At 61.3% G+C, this 17,140-nt stretch carries 13 protein-coding genes; 3 read left to right on the top strand and 10 right to left on the bottom strand.

The features are described 5' to 3' along the window. Nucleotides 1–492, bottom strand: coding sequence for a 6,7-dimethyl-8-ribityllumazine synthase (gene ribE / locus PLL20_04900; protein HPD29309.1), 492 nt, complete (start codon nt 490–492; stop codon nt 1–3). Between the two features lie 257 nt (nt 493–749). On the opposite strand from ribE, the gene PLL20_04905 reads away from it, so the two are divergent. Both PLL20_04905 and PLL20_04910 read left to right on the top strand, forming a co-directional pair. Continuing rightward, entirely contained in the window at nt 750–1,583 is an 834-nt protein-coding gene (locus PLL20_04905; protein HPD29310.1) for an NUDIX hydrolase, read from the top strand. Nucleotides 1,584–1,792: 209 nt separating this feature from the next. Beyond that, nucleotides 1,793–4,351, top strand: a complete 2,559-nt coding sequence (locus PLL20_04910) for a DNA translocase FtsK 4TM domain-containing protein (GenBank protein ID HPD29311.1) — start codon at nt 1,793–1,795, stop codon at nt 4,349–4,351. Nucleotides 4,352–4,535: 184 nt separating this feature from the next. Here the strand turns inward: PLL20_04910 and PLL20_04915 are convergent, their stop codons facing one another. Next, nucleotides 4,536–6,806: an amylo-alpha-1,6-glucosidase gene (locus PLL20_04915; GenBank protein ID HPD29312.1), complete on the bottom strand. Its 2,271-nt coding sequence runs from the start codon at nt 6,804–6,806 to the stop codon at nt 4,536–4,538. A 105-nt stretch (nt 6,807–6,911) separates the two neighbouring features. On the opposite strand from PLL20_04915, the gene PLL20_04920 reads away from it, so the two are divergent. Next, entirely contained in the window at nt 6,912–8,153 is a 1,242-nt protein-coding gene (locus PLL20_04920) for a glucuronate isomerase (GenBank protein HPD29313.1), read from the top strand. A gap of 99 nt (nt 8,154–8,252) precedes the next feature. Here PLL20_04920 and PLL20_04925 read toward each other — a convergent pair whose 3' ends face one another. The 8 genes from PLL20_04925 to PLL20_04960 form a co-directional block, all read right to left on the bottom strand. Continuing rightward, nucleotides 8,253–9,740, bottom strand: coding sequence for a hypothetical protein (locus PLL20_04925; protein HPD29314.1), 1,488 nt, complete (start codon nt 9,738–9,740; stop codon nt 8,253–8,255). Nucleotides 9,741–9,959: 219 nt separating this feature from the next. Beyond that, nucleotides 9,960–11,276 carry a phenylacetate--CoA ligase gene (locus PLL20_04930; GenBank protein HPD29315.1) on the bottom strand — a complete coding sequence of 439 codons (1,317 nt, stop codon included), beginning with the start codon at nt 11,274–11,276 and terminating at the stop codon, nt 9,960–9,962. 9 nt (nt 11,277–11,285) lie between these two features. Further along, nucleotides 11,286–12,023: an ABC transporter ATP-binding protein gene (locus PLL20_04935; GenBank protein HPD29316.1), complete on the bottom strand. Its 738-nt coding sequence runs from the start codon at nt 12,021–12,023 to the stop codon at nt 11,286–11,288. Then, the gene (locus PLL20_04940; GenBank protein ID HPD29317.1) at nt 12,001–12,786 is read right to left on the bottom strand and encodes an ABC transporter ATP-binding protein; all 786 of its coding nucleotides are present in this window, start codon (nt 12,784–12,786) and stop codon (nt 12,001–12,003) included. The genes PLL20_04935 and PLL20_04940 overlap by 23 nt, the downstream gene beginning before the upstream one ends. Next, nucleotides 12,779–13,849, bottom strand: coding sequence for a branched-chain amino acid ABC transporter permease (locus tag PLL20_04945; protein HPD29318.1), 1,071 nt, complete (start codon nt 13,847–13,849; stop codon nt 12,779–12,781). The genes PLL20_04940 and PLL20_04945 overlap by 8 nt, the downstream gene beginning before the upstream one ends. Further along, nucleotides 13,849–14,739: a branched-chain amino acid ABC transporter permease gene (locus PLL20_04950; GenBank protein ID HPD29319.1), complete on the bottom strand. Its 891-nt coding sequence runs from the start codon at nt 14,737–14,739 to the stop codon at nt 13,849–13,851. Before PLL20_04950 ends, PLL20_04945 begins: the two co-directional genes overlap by 1 nt. A 39-nt stretch (nt 14,740–14,778) precedes the next feature. Then, nucleotides 14,779–15,969: an ABC transporter substrate-binding protein gene (locus PLL20_04955; GenBank protein HPD29320.1), complete on the bottom strand. Its 1,191-nt coding sequence runs from the start codon at nt 15,967–15,969 to the stop codon at nt 14,779–14,781. Between the two features lie 28 nt (nt 15,970–15,997). Further along, complete coding sequence (locus PLL20_04960; GenBank protein HPD29321.1) at nt 15,998–16,429, bottom strand: amino acid-binding protein; 432 nt, start codon at nt 16,427–16,429, stop codon at nt 15,998–16,000. Between the last annotated feature and the right edge of the window lie 711 nt (nt 16,430–17,140).

Raw genomic sequence — 17,140 nt, forward strand, 5'->3', positions numbered from 1 at the left:
TCAGGTAATCTTGCCTTCGAGTCTCGCGTAGAGGTTGGCCATCTCGATTGCGGTCATCGCGGCGTCGGCCCCCTTGTTGCCGGACTTGGCTCCAGCGCGGTTGATGGCCTGTTCGAGCGTATCGGCCGTCAGGACGCCAAAGACGACCGGTACCTCGACCGACAAGCCTACCTGGGCTATGCCTTTGGCAGCCTCAGCGGCTATGTAGTCGAAATGGGGGGTCTCGCCCCGGATGACGCAACCGAGGCATATCACGGCGGCATACTGGTTGGTCGCGGCGATCTTGCGGGCGGTCAACGGCAGTTCCCATGCACCCGGGACGCGGACCACGGTGATGTCGGACATGGAACACCCGTGCCGTTCGAGGGCGTCGATCGCCCCGTCAAGCAGGCGTGAGCAGACAAACTCGTTGAACCGGCTGGCCACGATTGCGAACTTCTGGCCCTTTCGGAGGATCAGTTCACCGGTAATTGTCTTGACGTTTTCTGCCATAAGGCTGACTCCCACGGTGCGACGGCTTCCTGTCCTCCTGAACCGCCGGCAACCGGACGCTGTGTATAGGCCCTTCACGGCTGTCTTGGGCGCGGGACTGTATGGTACCTGAGATGGCCTGTGGATGCCAGAACCAGAATCCGGACTCCCGGTGGTCACGTCGGCCAAACCATCAAGGAACCGATCGCGCGCGGAGCTGGTATCGCTTTGTCGGGCTCATGCCCTTATCCTGCGACTCTGCAGGTAGAGAGAAAGAAATGTCAGGACTGCCCTTTGTTGTCGACGTTTGCGGCCTGTTCGGCCCGGATCAACTGCGGATTGTGTATCGGGACGAGCCGGCCCCGGCCATACCCGCCCTGGAGGCCATAGTGGCAGATGCCTGGGCCAAGCAGATGGAACTTGCCCGGCAACGGGGCTTTCATCTCTACAACGGCCAGATCGTCCGCCTGCTGAGGTACCGAGTCCAAAAAGGCCTTTTCATGATGGAGGGCGGGCCATCCGATTTTGCCCATTTTATCGGGACAAATTACCTGAATTACCATCGGGCTGACGAATTCGGGTGGACGGCGTTCAGCAACCCCATTGGCGTGTCGGGTATCCTTATCACCGGTGACGGTTGGATTCTCTATGGTCGGCGTAATTATCGAGTGGCCTGCCATCCGGGCTACGTCCAAGCGTTCGGGGGCAGCCTTGAGATGGGGGAACGCCGGGCAGACGGCACCTTTGATGCCTTTGGCTGCATTCTGCGCGAACTTGAGGAGGAGGCCGGTGTCCAGCCAGAGGATGTTGCCGAGACGGTATGCCTCGGCATGGCCCGTGACCGTCAAATCCGGCAACCCGAGCTTATTTTTGATGTCAAGATCCGCCAGGGACGTGAGGAGATGCTTGACCGCCTTCGTCACGATGATGCCGAACAAGAGCATGCGGAGATCGTTGCGTGTCAGGACGCCCCGGAGGCCATCGTGCCGTTCATCCGGCGGATGGTGCCGATGTCGCCTGTGGCAATTGGCGCTCTTTTTCTGCATGGATGGCGGCATTTTGGCGATCGTTGGTACGAACAAGCTTCACAGGATTTATATCAGCCGCAATGACGTCCTGCTGGTCACTCTCGGGATGCGAATTCCTCCAGCCTGTTTTGCCGGACCGCCGATATCTTCGTATTGGGGCACCGCGCTGCCCAAGGTGGTTTTTTGCGCCCGACAAGCGTGGTTGAGCGTCCTGACGGTTCGCCGCCCAACCTTGGAAGGCTTCATCTTGGGCGGTAAGATGGCGGCCGCGTATCACGGAGGAAGCGCTCCGCATGAACAAGTTCCAGCAACGCCTGCAGATCATCCGTGGTTGTCTGATTCTGCTGGTGCTGATCAGTTGTCTGTTCCTGTGGGTATCAGTACTGAGTTTCAGTCCACTGGACGCTCCGAATCCGCGCGTGTACCCCCATCCTGCGCAGGCCTACAACGCCGGGGGTAAGGCCGGCGCCTGGGTGGCGTACAAGATGTTCTCGTACTTCGGCAAGGGCGCGTATGCGGCGGCGGCGGGGCTGACGATGACCATCATTGTGCTGGCCTGGAAGGGGTGCCTGCCATCACTGTGGCAACGTATTATCGGTGTCAGTTTGTTGATCTCGGTCACCTCGGCCGTCTCTCACATGTTGTTGGCTTCTCCCGACCGTTTCCGCGAAGAGACCGGCGGCATACTGGGCTATTGCCTAGCCACCTGGCTGCAACAGTCGGTTAATTGGATGGCTTGGCCGATGCTGTTTTACGGCGCGGTAGTCGGTCTGCTCTTCACCGCCGAGGAACTGGTTCTGCAAATCCCGGCCATGTTGTGTCGGCGGCGCCAACAGGTCACGGAGATGGCCTCCGCGGTTGCTCCCGCCGCCCAGAGGATTACATCGATCACCGGCCCCTTTCGCCGGGCAGTCGCGAGGGTGAAAGGTCTTTGGCCGCGGCCGGCTCCTGCCGGGGCACCGACCGGCGGCCGGTCTTATGCACCGGTGATTGTCAGACCGAGGCCGGCGGTTGCCAAGCCCAAGCCTGCTCCGAGCAAGTCCGCACCCGAGGATAGGAGCGAGCAGCAGTCAGAGGGCGATGATGAGCCGGACGAGGCGGAGGCCAAGGTTGAGAAGACCGCCTCGGCCGTCGCGATTGAAGAGAAGGATAATGAAACCGCCCCGCCCGAGGCGGGTGATCAAGATGAGCCGCTCCTACCCGCGCCTGTGGCAACCAAGCCGCCGCCAATGGTTGTGAACTTTCCCACGCCGCCCAAGCCCGCGGCTGTGCCCCAGACGATTGTCCCCCCGAAGCCCTATCCGGCGGAGTTGGGCGAGTGGACGTTCCCGCCCCTTTCCGCGCTTATCGATCCGGAGTACAGCTTCACCTCGCAGCAGGAGGCGTTGGTTCGGGAGAAAGCCCAGGATCTTCAGAGGGCTTTGCACGAATACGGCATCGAGGCCCACGTGGTGACCATCGACACCGGGCCGGTCATCACGATGTTTGAGTTACAGGTGGCTCCGGGCGTCAAGCTGAGCCAAATCACCTCGTTGGCCAACGACATTGCCAGGGCGCTTTACGCTCCCAGCGTGCGCGTGGTGGCGCCGATACCGGGGAGGAACACCATCGGCATCGAGGTGCCGAACCTCAACAAGGAGAAGGTCCGCCTGAAGGAACTGATGACGATGGGCGGCGACGCCGTTCGTCGGATGGCCCTGCCGCTGTTTCTGGGCAAGGACGCGAGCGGTCGGGCACTGATCGGGGACCTCGCCGGGATGCCGCACATGCTGATCGCCGGCACAACCGGTTCGGGCAAGAGCGTGTGTATCAACTCGATCATCATGTCGATCCTGATGACTCAGCGGCCGGACATGGTGAAGCTCATCCTCGTCGACCCGAAGATGGTCGAGATGAGCACCTTCCGTGACGTGCCTCATCTCATGTGTCCGATCGTGACTGAAATCGAACGGGCCGAGAAGATCCTGTCCTGGGCGACGGAGAAGATGGATGAGCGGTACGCGCTGCTGGCGGAGGCGGGGGTACGGAACATCGCGGCTTACAACAAGCTTTCCGAGCAGGAGAAGCTGGAGCGTTTCCAGCCGAGTACGGAAGAAGAGAAGACGCAGATTCCCAAGCATCTGCCTTACGTGGTCATCATTGTGGACGAGCTGGCGGACATGATGATGATGTCTGCCAAGGAGGTTGAGGCTCACCTGGCGCGGCTGGCGCAGAAGAGCCGCGCGGTCGGCATTCACATCATTGTCGCGACGCAGCGGCCGGAGGCCAAGATCGTCACCGGCCTGATCAAGAGCAATCTGCCGTGTCGAATTGCGTTTCGCGTCGCCTCGCGCATGGATTCTCGAATCGTTCTGGACCAGAACGGGGCAGAGGTGCTCATGGGCCAGGGCGACATGCTTTACCTGCCGCCCGGGTCCTCGAAGCTGGTACGCGCTCAGGGGACATTCCTCGAGGATTCCGAGGTTCGCGAAATCATCAACTTCCTTCGCGAAAGGAGCAAGCCGGAGTTTCACCCGGAACTCATGCAACTCGGCAAGGCGGAGGCATCCGCCGACGGGCCGCGTGATGAACTGTTCGACCAGGCCGTGGAGATCATTCTGGAGACCGGCCGCGGCAGCGTGAGCCTGCTGCAGCGGCGGCTGGCCATCGGTTACTCTCGCGCCAGCCGGCTCATTGAGGAAATGGCCGCTGCAGGCATCGTCGGCGAGTATACCGGCAGTCAGGCTCGCAAGGTCCTGATTACCGCTGAGGAATGGCAAGTCCGCAAGGAGCAAGAGGCCACCCGCATCCGCCAGGCCGCTCTGCAAGACGACGGTGTGCCGGATATGCTCTATGATGACGATATCGACTGAGGGTTCGGGATCCGGGGTTCAGGGTTCAGACAAGGCAGGGCACGGTCGGAGTCGCCGGAGGTGACGCAGACCTGCCACGGGTTTTGCTTCACCCTGGGGCGGGTCTCGTCCGCCGCGGCGGACTCGACACTGCCCGACCGCCCGGACGCTTCGATCTTTACACACTCGCGGAACCACTGATTTGCTACTCCGATACTTCCACCTCCACAATGCTTTCCTCGCGTAATCGTTCCGCCGGGATGAAACCATCGGGGGGCAAGTCGCGGCCGTCGATTCGGAGGCTGGTCACCTTGACGCCGTAACCTCGGTAGTGAAAGGTGACCTTCGAGCCGTGATAGCGGATTGAGAACACAGAGCCGTTGAGCCGCCGGGGCAAGCGTGGGCGGATGGCGATGCCCTTCGTGAAATCGAAAGTGAGCCCGAAAAGGGACATGAACCCCCAGACGGTCACGGCCACGTTGGCCAGATAAGGTTCCTGCTTGCTGCCCTCGGTCGGCAGCCCTGTCTCCGTATCCCAGAAGTAGCCGTTGCCGGCGCCGTGGAGGTTGTCGCGCTCATATTGATTGAGAATGGCCAGATAGTGATCGTAGGCCTTGTCCGGGTCGAATTCCGCCATGGCAGCGATGTAGTATGCGCTGACCCACGGGAAGATGCCGCCGTTTTCGTAGGTACCGAACAGGTCGTAGAAATGCGGATAGCCGTAGGTCTCGAGCCACCAGTCGCCGGCGTTGTAGTGCTCGGGCGGGATGCTGACCAGGTTACAGGGGAGGGAGAAGCCCTTGTAACCCAGTTCCGCCACGCGGCGATCAATGGAATCGAGGATCCGCCGACGCATGGGCTGATCGGCGATGCTCTCGGCGGCGGCGATGAGGTTGACCGAGGTGAAGAAGTAGTCGTGGCGGCCTCCCTGCGTGTCCACCCACGAGATGTATCGGCCCGCCCGCTCGTCCCAAAACAGCTCGTTAAACGACTGCCGTAACCGTCGCGCGGCGGCCGCGTAATGATCGGCCAGCTTCACGTTGCCTGCGGCCCGTTCCATCTCGGCCAGGTCGCGTAGTGCGGGATACGTCAGCACGTTGATGAAGGCGTCGTAGCCGCCGCAGGAAACCACGTCCCACCAGTTGCAGACGCGGGCGCCGTTGCCCGGGCCGGGAATACCCGTGGAGGTCGGGGTCAGGTAGAGAAAAGGTCTGTCGGTGCAATTGGCCAGTATGTACTCTGCCCATCGTTCGCCGTACTTCAGGCGGCAGAGGTCACCCGTTCGTCGGGCATAGTCGGCGAGGAAGATAAGCATGGAAGCGTTGTTTTCATGGAAGGCGCCTCGGCCGTCGAAGCCGTATCCCCAGACCAGACCGTCCGACCGGGTCTCTCGCTGATACACGGCATCGAGGGCGCGGGCCATGACTTCATCGATCGCGGGGTGCAAGCCGAAGAAATGCGCCTTGCCGTGCAGGTAATATTCAAAAGAAACGCCGTGGGCCCTGGGGTGCCCCACGTTGTGCCATCCGCCGGCAAAACCGGCGCGGTGGGCGATGGAGCCGTGGGCATGCGTGCGATGAAACCGAGTCGTTTGCTTCCCCACCGTCCGGTCCGGTGTTTCGAGATGCATCGTCTCGACGTTCTTTGGCCGATGTGCCTGTATCACAACGCTACACTGAAAGCGCGTTTGCGGTTCGACCACTTGGTTTTCCGACCATCGAGGAGTGCCGATGCAGAACCGCTCGTGAGATTTGAAGACAAAGCGGGCCGGCGGCAGTCGGCGCGGGTCACGCGGCCCCGCGGGCCTGCACGTCGCCCTGGGTACGATCCGGAAGAGATTGTCCCCCGCGCAAGCCACCAGCAGGCCGTATCCGCCCGCGAAGTTGAGGTACATGATTTCGTGCCCGTCGCCGGCAAACTTCAGCCGCACGCGGCGGTCGAGAACACCGCGGCCGCCTTCGTTGCCGCGGTAGGTCACCTCGGGTTCAGGGACGGCGAACCAGTGCTTGGGCGGCAGGATATAGCCGGTGTCGAACCAAGCGTCGGCAATCTCTTCGTCTTCCGGCACGTCGAACGCCAGCAGGTTGATCTCGTCGTCCGGCAGGGTTTTTCGGCCGACGTGTACCGAAACATCCCACCGCAGGTCGTCGTTTGCCAACCCCAGGGTCCAGTAGATCTCCCAGGATGCAGCGAACAGCGGCCCGTACCGTACCTGGCAAACCTGGTCGTCATCACGAAGGACATCGACCGTGGGGGATTGCGGCCCCTCGGTGGTGATGAAGAACTCGCGGGTGTGGCTGGTGACGCCGGCGAAACCGGTCCATGGCAGGAGGGAAATGCGAATGTCGTGGCGGCCGTCGCGGTTGATCGACGCGCAAAACTCCTCGACAAGCCGGCGCGTACCGGGACGAGTGCTCAGCCGGATTCTGAAAGCGCGGCTCGAAAGGACCACTGATTCGCTTTCACGGACAATCATCGTGGCCTGTGTCTCCCGCTCTGAACACCCCTCGACCTCCGCAGCGGGGATACTTTACAGCACCGGCGCCGGCTTATACAGTGCCGAGGACTGGGAGGAACAAGCGTGCCGGAATTGAGCCAAGACAATCTGCGAGAGTTCGTCCGCCGTGTGGCATCTGAGACTCCGGTTCTCGACATTCACACACACGTGTACTCCGCGCGATTCGGCGGGTTGCTGCTCTACGGGCTGGACGAACTGCTGACATACCATTATTTGATCGCGGAGGTGTTTCGCGTTGCCCCTCTGCCGTACGAACGGTTCTGGGGAATGTCGAAATCCGAGCAGGCGGACTACATCTGGCAACACCTGTTCATCGAGCATTCGCCGGTTTCCGAGGCGTGTCGGGGCGTGCTGACGGTACTTCAGGCATTCGGGATCGACCCGAAGCAGAAGAATCTGACAAGTATCCGGAAGCACCTTTCGGCGATTCCGCGAGAAGCGTACATCGACCAAGTGTTTAGGCTGTCCAATGTCAGACGGGTGATCATGACCAACGACCCGTTTGACGACAAAGAACGGCCGGTCTGGGACCAAGGCCCCGGGTCAGACGAGCGATTTGAGGCCGCCTTGCGAATCGACCCCTTGCTGAATGATTGGGGTTTCGCCGTCACGCGCTTGGCCGGCTGGGGCTACCGCGTGAACGGCGAGCTGGGAGCTTCCGACCTGACCGAAGTGCGGCGGTTTCTAACCGACTGGGTCGTGCGAATGCGTCCGCGCTACATGGCCGTGTCGCTGCCACCGGATTTCACCATCCCCGAGGACAGCCCGCGGGCCGCCCTCATCGCCGGGTGCGTGCTGCCCGTATGTCGTGAGGCGGGCATCCCGTTCGCGATGATGATCGGCGTGCGGCGCAGCCTGAATCCGCAACTGCGATTGGCCGGCGACGGGGTGGGCGCCGCCGACGTGGCCAGCGTCAGCCGGTTGTGCGCGACCTGCCCGGACAACCGCTTCCTGGTCACCATGTTGGCCCGCGAGAACCAGCATGAGCTCTGCGTCGCGGCCCGCAAGCACCCCAATCTGATGGTCTTCGGCTGCTGGTGGTTTCTGAACAACCCTAGTCTGATTGAGGAGATGACGCGCATGCGGCTCGAACTGCTGGGGACGTCCGTCATCCCGCAGCACTCGGACGCGCGTGTCCTGGATCAGCTCATCTATAAGTGGTCGCACTCGCGTCGCATCATCGCCGACGTGCTGGCCGACAAGTACATCGACCTGGTCCGGTCGGGGTGGATGCCGAGCGAGCAGGAGATCCGACGGGACGTCGCCGATCTATTCGGCGGCAACTTTGAGAGGTTCTGCGGTTAAGGATTCAGGAGCCGGGGTTCAGGGTGCAGGACCCAGACATTGTCCTGTGAGAGTATGTCCGCAACCCCCCAGGAGTACCGGCGACTCTACTCGCCCACACTACACGTTGCCCTGAAACGTCAACCGATACATCCTGGCGAAGGCTTTCAGGCGTTTGGCATCGCCGCGATTGCCACAGAAGAGGATCGGATGGGGACCGGCGTAGACCTTGCACACGTCGTCCACGTTGTCCATTTCCATCAGCACGCGCGTCGCGCAGCCGCCTGTGGGAGGCGAGGTGGGTGACTCGATCACTTTACCGGTCCAGCAGTTGAGGGTGTCCTGTCCGCTGAGATACTTGGCCAGAATGATCGGTTCACCGGGCGTCCACTGCACGTCGAGGGCCGCCGTCTTGGGCAACTGGTGGAAGAACGGCCGCACGAAGTACTCCTGCGAAGGCCCCTGGGGACCGTGCAGCTTCCAGGCGCAAGTGCAGTGGGATGCAAAGTATCTGTTCTCGCTCGTATCAAACTCGGGGTTGTGCTGAAAGCCGCCGCGGCCCAGCAGCCATCGGCCCAGCATCAACGTGAGCGAGGCGTTGAGATCGTTCTCGCAGCCGCACGGAACGAGGTTTCCGTTATTCGTCGCGAAGCTGATGCAGGGCTTTCGATGCTTGAGTTGCAGGCACTCGATGGTAATGGCGTCGGCGCCGTAGCGGTGCAGCATCTGCTCGACGGCCCGATGGGCCCTCATGGCATCGACGAAATACTTGTCGACGACGTCGGTGACCCTGGCGGCGTTCTTCTTGAACTGCATCGCATCGCGGACGAGCTCGTCGTCATCCGCGATGCCGTCGAAGACGGCGTTGAATTCCTCGGCGGGGGCCCCGACGACTTCGACGCCGAGCCGCGGCTCGGATATGATTTCAGCGGCGGGTTTGGCGGAGATGCGCAGCAGCCGACTCTGCGCCAGCATCTGCCTGGCATGGACGGCCGTCAGAGCCCGCTCTATTTCATCCCAGTTTTCGATGGAATGGATGTAGTAGAGCCCCTCTGCATTTCGCAGGTAATCCGGCGGAAGCTGATGGTTTGAACCCACCGGATGGTAAACGATCGCCGTCGGGGCACCCGGCTCGGTCGCCATCTGGTGCGACCATTTGGAAAACGTGTTCCAGAAGTTCACGATGAAGACGGCATCCGGTTTGGCGGCTTTGGCTTGTTCGATGAACTCTCTGACCTTGGCCTCCTGATAGATCGCTTTCGGCATGAACTCGACCACCAGCCCGAGCTTGTCGGCGGTTTCCCTGATCTTCGCGGTAAACTTGCGTTCCTGCTGCTCGGGCTCGAACTGGTTGCCCGGCCAGGTGAACCAATTGTGTACCCGCCACGAGTCTTCCATCTTCCCTTCGTTGACGACATCCGCGGGCGGATACAAAAAGGCGACCAGGACCCTGGCCGGTTTCTTGTCGCGTTTGGGAACGGCAGACGCCGCGGCCGCACCAACCTGCCGGGCCACGGCCCGCGAGACGAAAGCGGCCGCCCCGAGCGCGCCGGTCGCCGCCAGGAAACCACGACGATTCAAAACATAGGATGAACACGATTCACACATGATCTCGACTCCTAAGGCGGACCGCCTTTTTGCGGGCCGCCACCCAAGTGCACTGCGATCCAGAAACATGCGCGCAAGCCGCACAGATGTCCGGCCGTAAGGTCCTATTCTACGGATGATGTCGGCGGCATAGTATATCAGACCGCGGGCCAGAGACCCAGAAAGAAGCGGAGGAATCACGGGGGACTCCATCAGGCAGCCGCCAAGAATCGCACACGATCATCCCGGTCTTCGATCGAGGACGCGCGGGATTGCACCCGAATCCGACCGCAGGGACTTTGGTTCGGCGAAGGTCACTTTCGCGTCCAGGTTCAAGACGGTCTTGATCCGCCTGGCCACCTGATTTCTCAGGATTTCCAGGGTCTTGATCTCGTCGAGAGACGGGATGTCTTCCAGGACCTCGACCTTAATCTCAAGGGTATCGACGTCGCCTTGTCGGTCCAGGATGATCTGATAGTGTGGGCTGAGGCCCTCGACCTCGTACAAGATCTTCTCGATCTGGACGGGGAAGAAGCCCACGCCGTGGAAGAAGATGAGGTCATCCGTCCGCCGCGACACGCGGGTCATTCTGGCGAGGGTTCTGCCGCAGGCGCACGGCTCGCTATTAACGGAGGTGATGTCGCCCGTCCGATAGCGGATCAGCGGGAAGCCCTCCTTGGTGATGGTGGTCAGCACCAACTCCCCTTCGCATCCTGGTCCGAGCGGTTCGAGACTGGTGGGGTCGATGACCTCAACGATGAAGTGGTCTTCGTTGATGTGCAACCCGCACCGCTGGCGGCATTCGCCGGCCACACCGGGCCCCATGATCGCGGTGAGGCCATAGGTGTCGATCGCGATAACGTGGAGCTTTTCTTCGATCCGCTTCTGCAGCTCGTCGCTCCACCGTTCGCCGCCGAAGAGGGCCAGCCGCAGTTGGAGCCGTTCGGGGTGGACTCCCATCTCCTCGAGCCCCGCGGCGATGTTCAGGGCGTGGCTCGGCGTGGTGATGAGGGCCGTGGTTTTGAAATCCTTCATGATGGCGATCTGTCTGGACATCGAGGCCGTCATGGAAGCCGGGATGACTGAGGCCCCGATGAGTTCGGCGCCCTGCTGGAATCCGGGGGCACCGGGCAGCAGGCCGTAGTCGAGGGCGATCTGGACCACGTCGTGCTCGGTGATCCCGCCGGCAGTCAGTACGCGGGCGGCGCATTCCGTCCAGTTGCGCAGGTCGTTTCGCGTGTAGCCGACGACGACGGGCGTTCCGGCGATTGCGAACCCCTGGTGGATCCGCACGATATCACGCAGCGGAACGGCGAACATGTCGTAGGGGTAGCTTCGCAGGAGATCGTCGCGCGTCGTGAAGGGCAGGTCCCGCATGGCCCGCAGGTCCCTGATCTTCTCAAGATTGACGCAATTCGCGTCGAAGGCCGTTCGATAGAAGGCGACGCTGCGATACACCCGGTTCAGAGTCGACTGCAGCCGCTCGATCTGGAGCTGCTCCAACTCGTCGCGGGGAAGCGCCTCGCAAGCGGGGTTGTAAAGGGCATTCCGGCTCATGATGTTGCCTCACTCATCGATACGCTCGTACTCCTTGCCCAGGTAAGCTCGCTGGACCTCGCGATTGTCGCTCAGCTCCCGCGAAGTTCCCTCGAGGACGATCTGCCCGGTTTCGATGACGTATCCGCGATCCGCCACCGCCAGGGCCGCCCGTGCGTTCTGCTCGACCAGCAGAATCGTCAAGCCGTCGCGCTTCAAGGTCGTGATGGTCCGGTAGATGTCGCGGACCACCAAAGGCGCGACCCCGAGCGAAGGCTCATCCATCATCAACAATCGCGGCTTGGACATCAAAGCCCTCGCGATGGCGAGCATCTGCTGCTGCCCGCCGGACAGCGTGCCGGCAAGCTGATGTTCCCGCTCCTTGAGGATGTCAAAGAGCCGGCAAACCTCGTCCATGCTTGCCTTGACGGCCTCGCGCGTTTGTCCCTTGCCCCGGCAGGAGTAAGCCCCGAGGATCAGGTTTTCCTTCACCGTCATGGTGGGGAAGACATGACGGCCCTCGGGGACCATCGAGCAGCCAAGCTGAACGATTCTATCAGGCGGCAGGCCTCGGAGGTCCTGCTTGTCGAACAGGATCGTTCCGGATCGCGGCTGAAGGATACCGGCGATGCTCTTAAGCAGCGTCGTCTTGCCCGCGCCGTTGGCCCCGATGATGGCGACGATCTCCCCCTGGGAAACGTGCAGCGAGATTCCCTTGAGAACCCGCAAGGCGCCATAGCCTGCCTCAACATTGGTCAGTCGCAGCATGGTCGTCCCCCAGGTAAACGCGTATCACTTCGGGGTCTCTCTGAATCACCCGCGGCGGTCCTTCTGCGATCTTGTGGCCCTGATCCAGGACCACGACATCGTCCGAGATATTCATAACGAGCGACATGTCGTGCTCGACCACCAGGCAGGTCACACCCCGGCCGCGAATCTTCAAGATCAGATCGGCAAGGGCCTGTGTCTCATAGATATTGAGCCCGGCCGCCGGCTCGTCAAGAAGCAAGAGCTGCGGCTCGGTGGCCAGGGCCCGCGCGAACTCGACCAGCCGCTGGCGGCCGAAGGACAGATTCGAGGCGATCTCCGAGGCACACGCCGACAGGCCGAGATCATCCAGGATCGACATGGCCTTGTCTCTGCTCTCCTTCTCCTCGCGCCAGGTGCGCGGCAGGTTGAGCATGCCGGCGACGAAACCGGACCGGGTCCTCGGATGGCGGCCGACCATGACGTTTTCAAGAACGGTCATCTGGGGAAACAGCTTCGTGGTCTGAAACGTCCTGGCGATCCCCAGCCTCGCGATCGCATGTGCCCTCCAGCCGGTGATCCGGCTGCCTCGAAAGTACACCTCCCCTTCGTGAGGGGACAACGTGCCGGCGATCAGATTGAAAAGCGTCGTTTTGCCCGCGCCGTTGGGACCGATGATGGCCTTGATTGCCCCGCAGGGCACGCTGAAACTCACGTCCTCGACGGCATGAAGACCGCCAAAGAAACGGTGGAGCCTGTGCGTCGTCAGGAGGGGCTCAGCCATGAGACCTCCTGGTCGACAAGAATGCGAGAGCGCGCCAGCGGGGCACCCTGAGCAGTCCTTCCGGCGCAAAGATCATCATCGCGATAAGGATGACGCCGAAAACCGCGTCATCGTAGGTGCCGAACACGCCGCGAAGAGACAGGAAGTTCAGGACCACGCCCATCAGCAGCGCTCCCCACAGATTTGCCATCCCTCCGACAGCCACGATCGCGACGTAGCGGACGGACTTCATGACGCTGACTTCCGAGGGGCCGATGCTTGCGTTGTAATGCGTCAGGAGGGCGCCCCCGGCGGCGGCGAAGAGAGCGCTGAGCACGAAGGTGTAGAGCTTGTAACGGTAGGTATCGATTCCCAGCGAATGCGCCGCCTCCTCGCTCTGGTGGATGGATCGAAGGGCCCTGCCGATGCGCGAGTGAACCAGGTTGATGGCCAGGACCATGGCCGCGAGGACGACAACCCACGCGATGTAGTAGTTCTGCACGCGGAACGCCGGAGCGCCGTTGACCTGCAGCGTATCGCCGATCAGTTTGAAAGGCGGGACGTTTGAAATACCATCGGCCTGGCCGAAGACCTCCGCCCCCAGGACGATGCGGTAGACGATGAGGCCGAAACCCAGCGTGGCCATCGCCAAGTAGTGTCCTTTCAAACGGATGACCGGCATGCCGATGATCAGGGCGATCACAGCGGTCACAAGCAGGGCCGCTATGAAGGCCGGCCAAGGCAGAATGCTCAGCATCTGCCTGCCGTAAAGATCCTGATGCTCAACGGTCAGGCCGAGCCACCGGCACAACCGAACCAGGGGATGGGTCTGATAGGCCAGCAGGTTGCACGTCGTCAGTACCGCCGAGACATAGCCGCCGATGGCGAAGAAACCCGCGTGGCCCAGAGAGGCCTGGCCTGCATATCCCATCAGCAGACACAAGCCGATCACCACCAGCGCATAGTACGCCGACATGGTGATCTGGGTCATGTAGAAGGGCTTCTCAGCGGCCGAGAGTCCGGTTTGGATCAGGACCACCAGAAGGATCGTGACAGCAACGGGCAGATATCTGCCGAGACGCATCAGTGGTCCCTCAGCTCGATGGTCTGCCGGCCGGCAAACAGGCCGCTCGGGCGCACAATCAGCACCATGAGCAGGACGACCAGGGCAACCGCCTCCTTGTAGGCAACGGGCATCTGGCTCACGGCAAAGGCTTCCATCAGTCCGAGCAGCAGTCCCGCCGCAACCGCGGCCATGCTGTTGCCGAGCCCTCCGAGAATTGCCACCGTGAAGCCTTTGATGGCCAGGGGGGCGCCCATGTCGTACTGCGTCTGCATCACCGGGGAAATCGCGCATCCGGCCAGCGCGCCGATGGCGGCGCTGAGCATGAAAGAGAGCGTGACCATGCGGGAATCCTTGATGCCGCAGAGTTGGGCCGCCATCCGATCGTCGGCGCAGGCCCGCATCGCACGACCGGTCGGCGTGAACCGGAAGAACAGCGTCAAGCCGGCAACGATGACGGCACACATGCCCAGCACCCAGAGGTCCTGGGGGGAGACTCTTGCGCCGAAAAGCGGGAAGGTCGAGACGGCCGTACCGGTGAAATACGGAAGGGCCCTGACTTGCTCGTCCCACACGTGCAGCATGCCCTCGCGCAGCACAATCGAGATGCCGATGGTGATCACGATGAGCCGCAGGACGGGGGCATGGCGGACGGGGCGGATAAACACGAACTCGACCAACGCGCCCAGCAGCATGGTGATGACCACCGCCAAGGCGACGGCAACCGGCAGCGGCACGAAATGGTTCAGGCTGATGGCCGTCATCGCTCCAACGATGAGAAACTCACCCTGGGCGAAGTTGATGACGCCGGTGGTGCTGTAGATGATGTTGAAGCCGATGGCAACAATTGCGTACACGCTGCCGTTACGGATGCCGGCAACGCAATACTGCAGCGCCTGGGTGAGTTCCATCTAAGCTCAGACTCCTGGGATCGGATTGCCGTGTATCGTTTACTCCTTTGGGGCAATCACAAACTTACCCTCCTTCACGGTCAGGAGTTCGAAAGCATCGGCATCCAAGCCGGTGTGGTCCGTAGGCGACATATTGAAGATGCCCGCGGTTCCAACGAGCCCTTTGAGGTTTTCGATGGCATCACGGACCTTCTCGCGATCGTCGGTACCTGCCTTCTTGATGGCCTCGACGAGAATCAACAGGGCGTCATAAGCGTGCCCACCGAAGGTGCTGGCTTCCTCATTGTATTTGCTCTCGTAATCCTTCTTGTAGGACATCAGCAGGGCCTTCTGGGGATGGTCGTCGGGCAGTTGCTCGGCGACCAGGAGGCGTCCGCACGGGAACAGGGTGCCGTTAGCCGCCTCTCCCCCGGCTTGGGCGTACTTGATGTTGCCGAACCCGTGACTCTGGAAGAGGGGGACGTCCAAACCGATCTGCTTCATGTTCTTGGCAACCAGGCTCTGGGCGGGAACGATGGACCAGTTGACCACTGCCTGGACGTCCTTGCCCTTGACCTTGGTCAGCACGTCGGTCAGGTCAGTCACCTCCTTGGGGTAGACCTCGGCGATGGCAATAGTCAGACCGTGCTCCGGAGCCAGTTTTTCAAGCTGTTCCCTGCCGGCCGTCCCGAAGCCATCACTGCTGACCACGACGCCGATTTTCGAAATGCCGCGTTTTTTCATGGCCTCATAAATCACCTTCACGGCATCGCTGTCTTTTTGAGGGCTCTTAAATACGTAGCTCGCGAGGGGTTCGACGATTTTTTCCGCGGCGGCGCACGAGACAAGGATCATCTTGCTGTCCTGGCAAAGCTGCTTGATAGCCATCGTCTCACCGCTGGTCGACGGGCCGATGATCGCCAGAACCTTCTCTTCATCGATGAGCTGCTTGGCCAGCGAGAGGGCCTTCTCGGGGCTTGCCCCGGAATCCTTGATGATGACCTCCAGCTTGCGGCCGAGGACGCCGCCCTCGTTGTTGATCTTCTCCACGAGCATTTGCGTCGTCTTCTCTTCGGGGGCCCCCAGGAACGCCGCGGGACCGGTGATGGAGAAGATGGCTCCGATCCTGATAGGACCGGCGTCGGCCGGTTTTGTGGTCGTCGGGGCCTTCGACGAATCCTTGCACCCGGCCAAGCCAACGAACAACCCCAGACCCACAATTCCCAGAATGATGCAAGTGCGCTTTGTCATGTCTACCTTCCTTTCGAAACGAAGACAGTCACAGATCCTTTATCGCATCTTCCGACAGGATGGCGATTCCGCTTCGCCTGAGCGTCTCGGCTGCGCGAGCCGCGTCGTCGATCTTGAACACCACCAATGCCTGCTCGGCCTTTTTCTTCATAAAGGCGTAAATATACTCGATGTTGATTCCCTCGCGGTCCAGCAGCTCAACGATCCGATGGAGGCCGCCCGGCCGGTCATCGATCTCGATGGCAATGACCTCGGTTTCCTGGACGACGAAACCATTCAACTTGAGGACCCGAACACACCGGACACGGTCATCCACGATCAGCCGGAGCACCCCGAAGTCGGGCGTGTCGGCCAGCGACAAGGCTCGGATGTTGATGCCTTCCCCGGCCAGCAAGCCGGTCACTTCGGCGATTCTACCCTTCTTATTCTCCAGAAAGACGCACACCTGCTTGGCGTACATGCTGATCTCCTTGACGCAAGCCACCGGGTGAAACGATGAGTGCGTGTATCCTACCGCCGGCAGCGAGCAGCGACAAGCCGCGCCGAGCGAGTATGGCTGTCGCGAGTGCGGCAACCGTCGTCGGGCACGGACGGACCCGGGAGAGACAATGGCGTAAACACGCCATGCCGGCACGGTGGTCAGCCTCGCCATTGAAGACGTCTGGGTATCCGGCATCGCAATCAGCGGCGACGGCCGAACGGAGGCGAGACTGCGTGTCGGGAATCTGACAAATGCTAATACATGTCTATGGAGTTTTTTATATCTTAGACACCAGTATCGGGGGGTGGGCGTTCGAATGGTCGTGTCACTTCCCTTCCGGAGCGGCAGGGTCGGCGTGCTCCGAACATCAAGGCCCCTCGCTTGCGGTCGGGGTTCTGTAAGAGCCGCCTGGACTGTCACGGACCCGCCCTTCGCCAACGGCCGGGAACGGCCTTGATGTGTTCGGCCCGGCAACATATAATAAAGCAGGAGTTAGACAGGAAGCGTGGTCTTGGATAGGGAGGTGTGTGGCCTCGGATGAGTTTGAATACGGGCTCGATGGCGAGTCCGTGACAACCTGATTGACGCGCGTGCGTCAAGACGCTGCTTCACAGAAAACCGGCAAGTTACTTATGGTCAACTTTAGCCGTTTTTCTTTGTGCTCATGACCATGGGTGCTTCACAAAACAC

The organism is Phycisphaerae bacterium, from assembly GCA_035384605.1.
Classification (GTDB): domain Bacteria; phylum Planctomycetota; class Phycisphaerae; order UBA1845; family PWPN01; genus JAUCQB01.

Bases quoted from the DNA above. Each gene is read 5' to 3' on its own strand.
- PLL20_04910 (HPD29311.1), top strand. From the start codon at position 1,793: ATGAACAAGTTCCAGCAACGCCTGCAGATCATCCGTGGTTGTCTGATT.
- PLL20_04930 (HPD29315.1), bottom strand. From the start codon at position 11,276: ATGAGCCGGAATGCCCTTTACAACCCCGCTTGCGAGGCGCTTCCCCGC.
- PLL20_04950 (HPD29319.1), bottom strand. From the start codon at position 14,739: ATGGAACTCACCCAGGCGCTGCAGTATTGCGTTGCCGGCATCCGTAAC.
- PLL20_04955 (HPD29320.1), bottom strand. From the start codon at position 15,969: ATGACAAAGCGCACTTGCATCATTCTGGGAATTGTGGGTCTGGGGTTG.
- PLL20_04940 (HPD29317.1), bottom strand. From the start codon at position 12,786: ATGGCTGAGCCCCTCCTGACGACGCACAGGCTCCACCGTTTCTTTGGC.
- PLL20_04945 (HPD29318.1), bottom strand. From the start codon at position 13,849: ATGCGTCTCGGCAGATATCTGCCCGTTGCTGTCACGATCCTTCTGGTG.
- PLL20_04960 (HPD29321.1), bottom strand. From the start codon at position 16,429: ATGTACGCCAAGCAGGTGTGCGTCTTTCTGGAGAATAAGAAGGGTAGA.
- PLL20_04925 (HPD29314.1), bottom strand. From the start codon at position 9,740: ATGTGTGAATCGTGTTCATCCTATGTTTTGAATCGTCGTGGTTTCCTG.
- PLL20_04905 (HPD29310.1), top strand. From the start codon at position 750: ATGTCAGGACTGCCCTTTGTTGTCGACGTTTGCGGCCTGTTCGGCCCG.
- PLL20_04915 (HPD29312.1), bottom strand. From the start codon at position 6,806: ATGATTGTCCGTGAAAGCGAATCAGTGGTCCTTTCGAGCCGCGCTTTC.
- PLL20_04935 (HPD29316.1), bottom strand. From the start codon at position 12,023: ATGCTGCGACTGACCAATGTTGAGGCAGGCTATGGCGCCTTGCGGGTT.
- ribE (HPD29309.1), bottom strand. From the start codon at position 492: ATGGCAGAAAACGTCAAGACAATTACCGGTGAACTGATCCTCCGAAAG.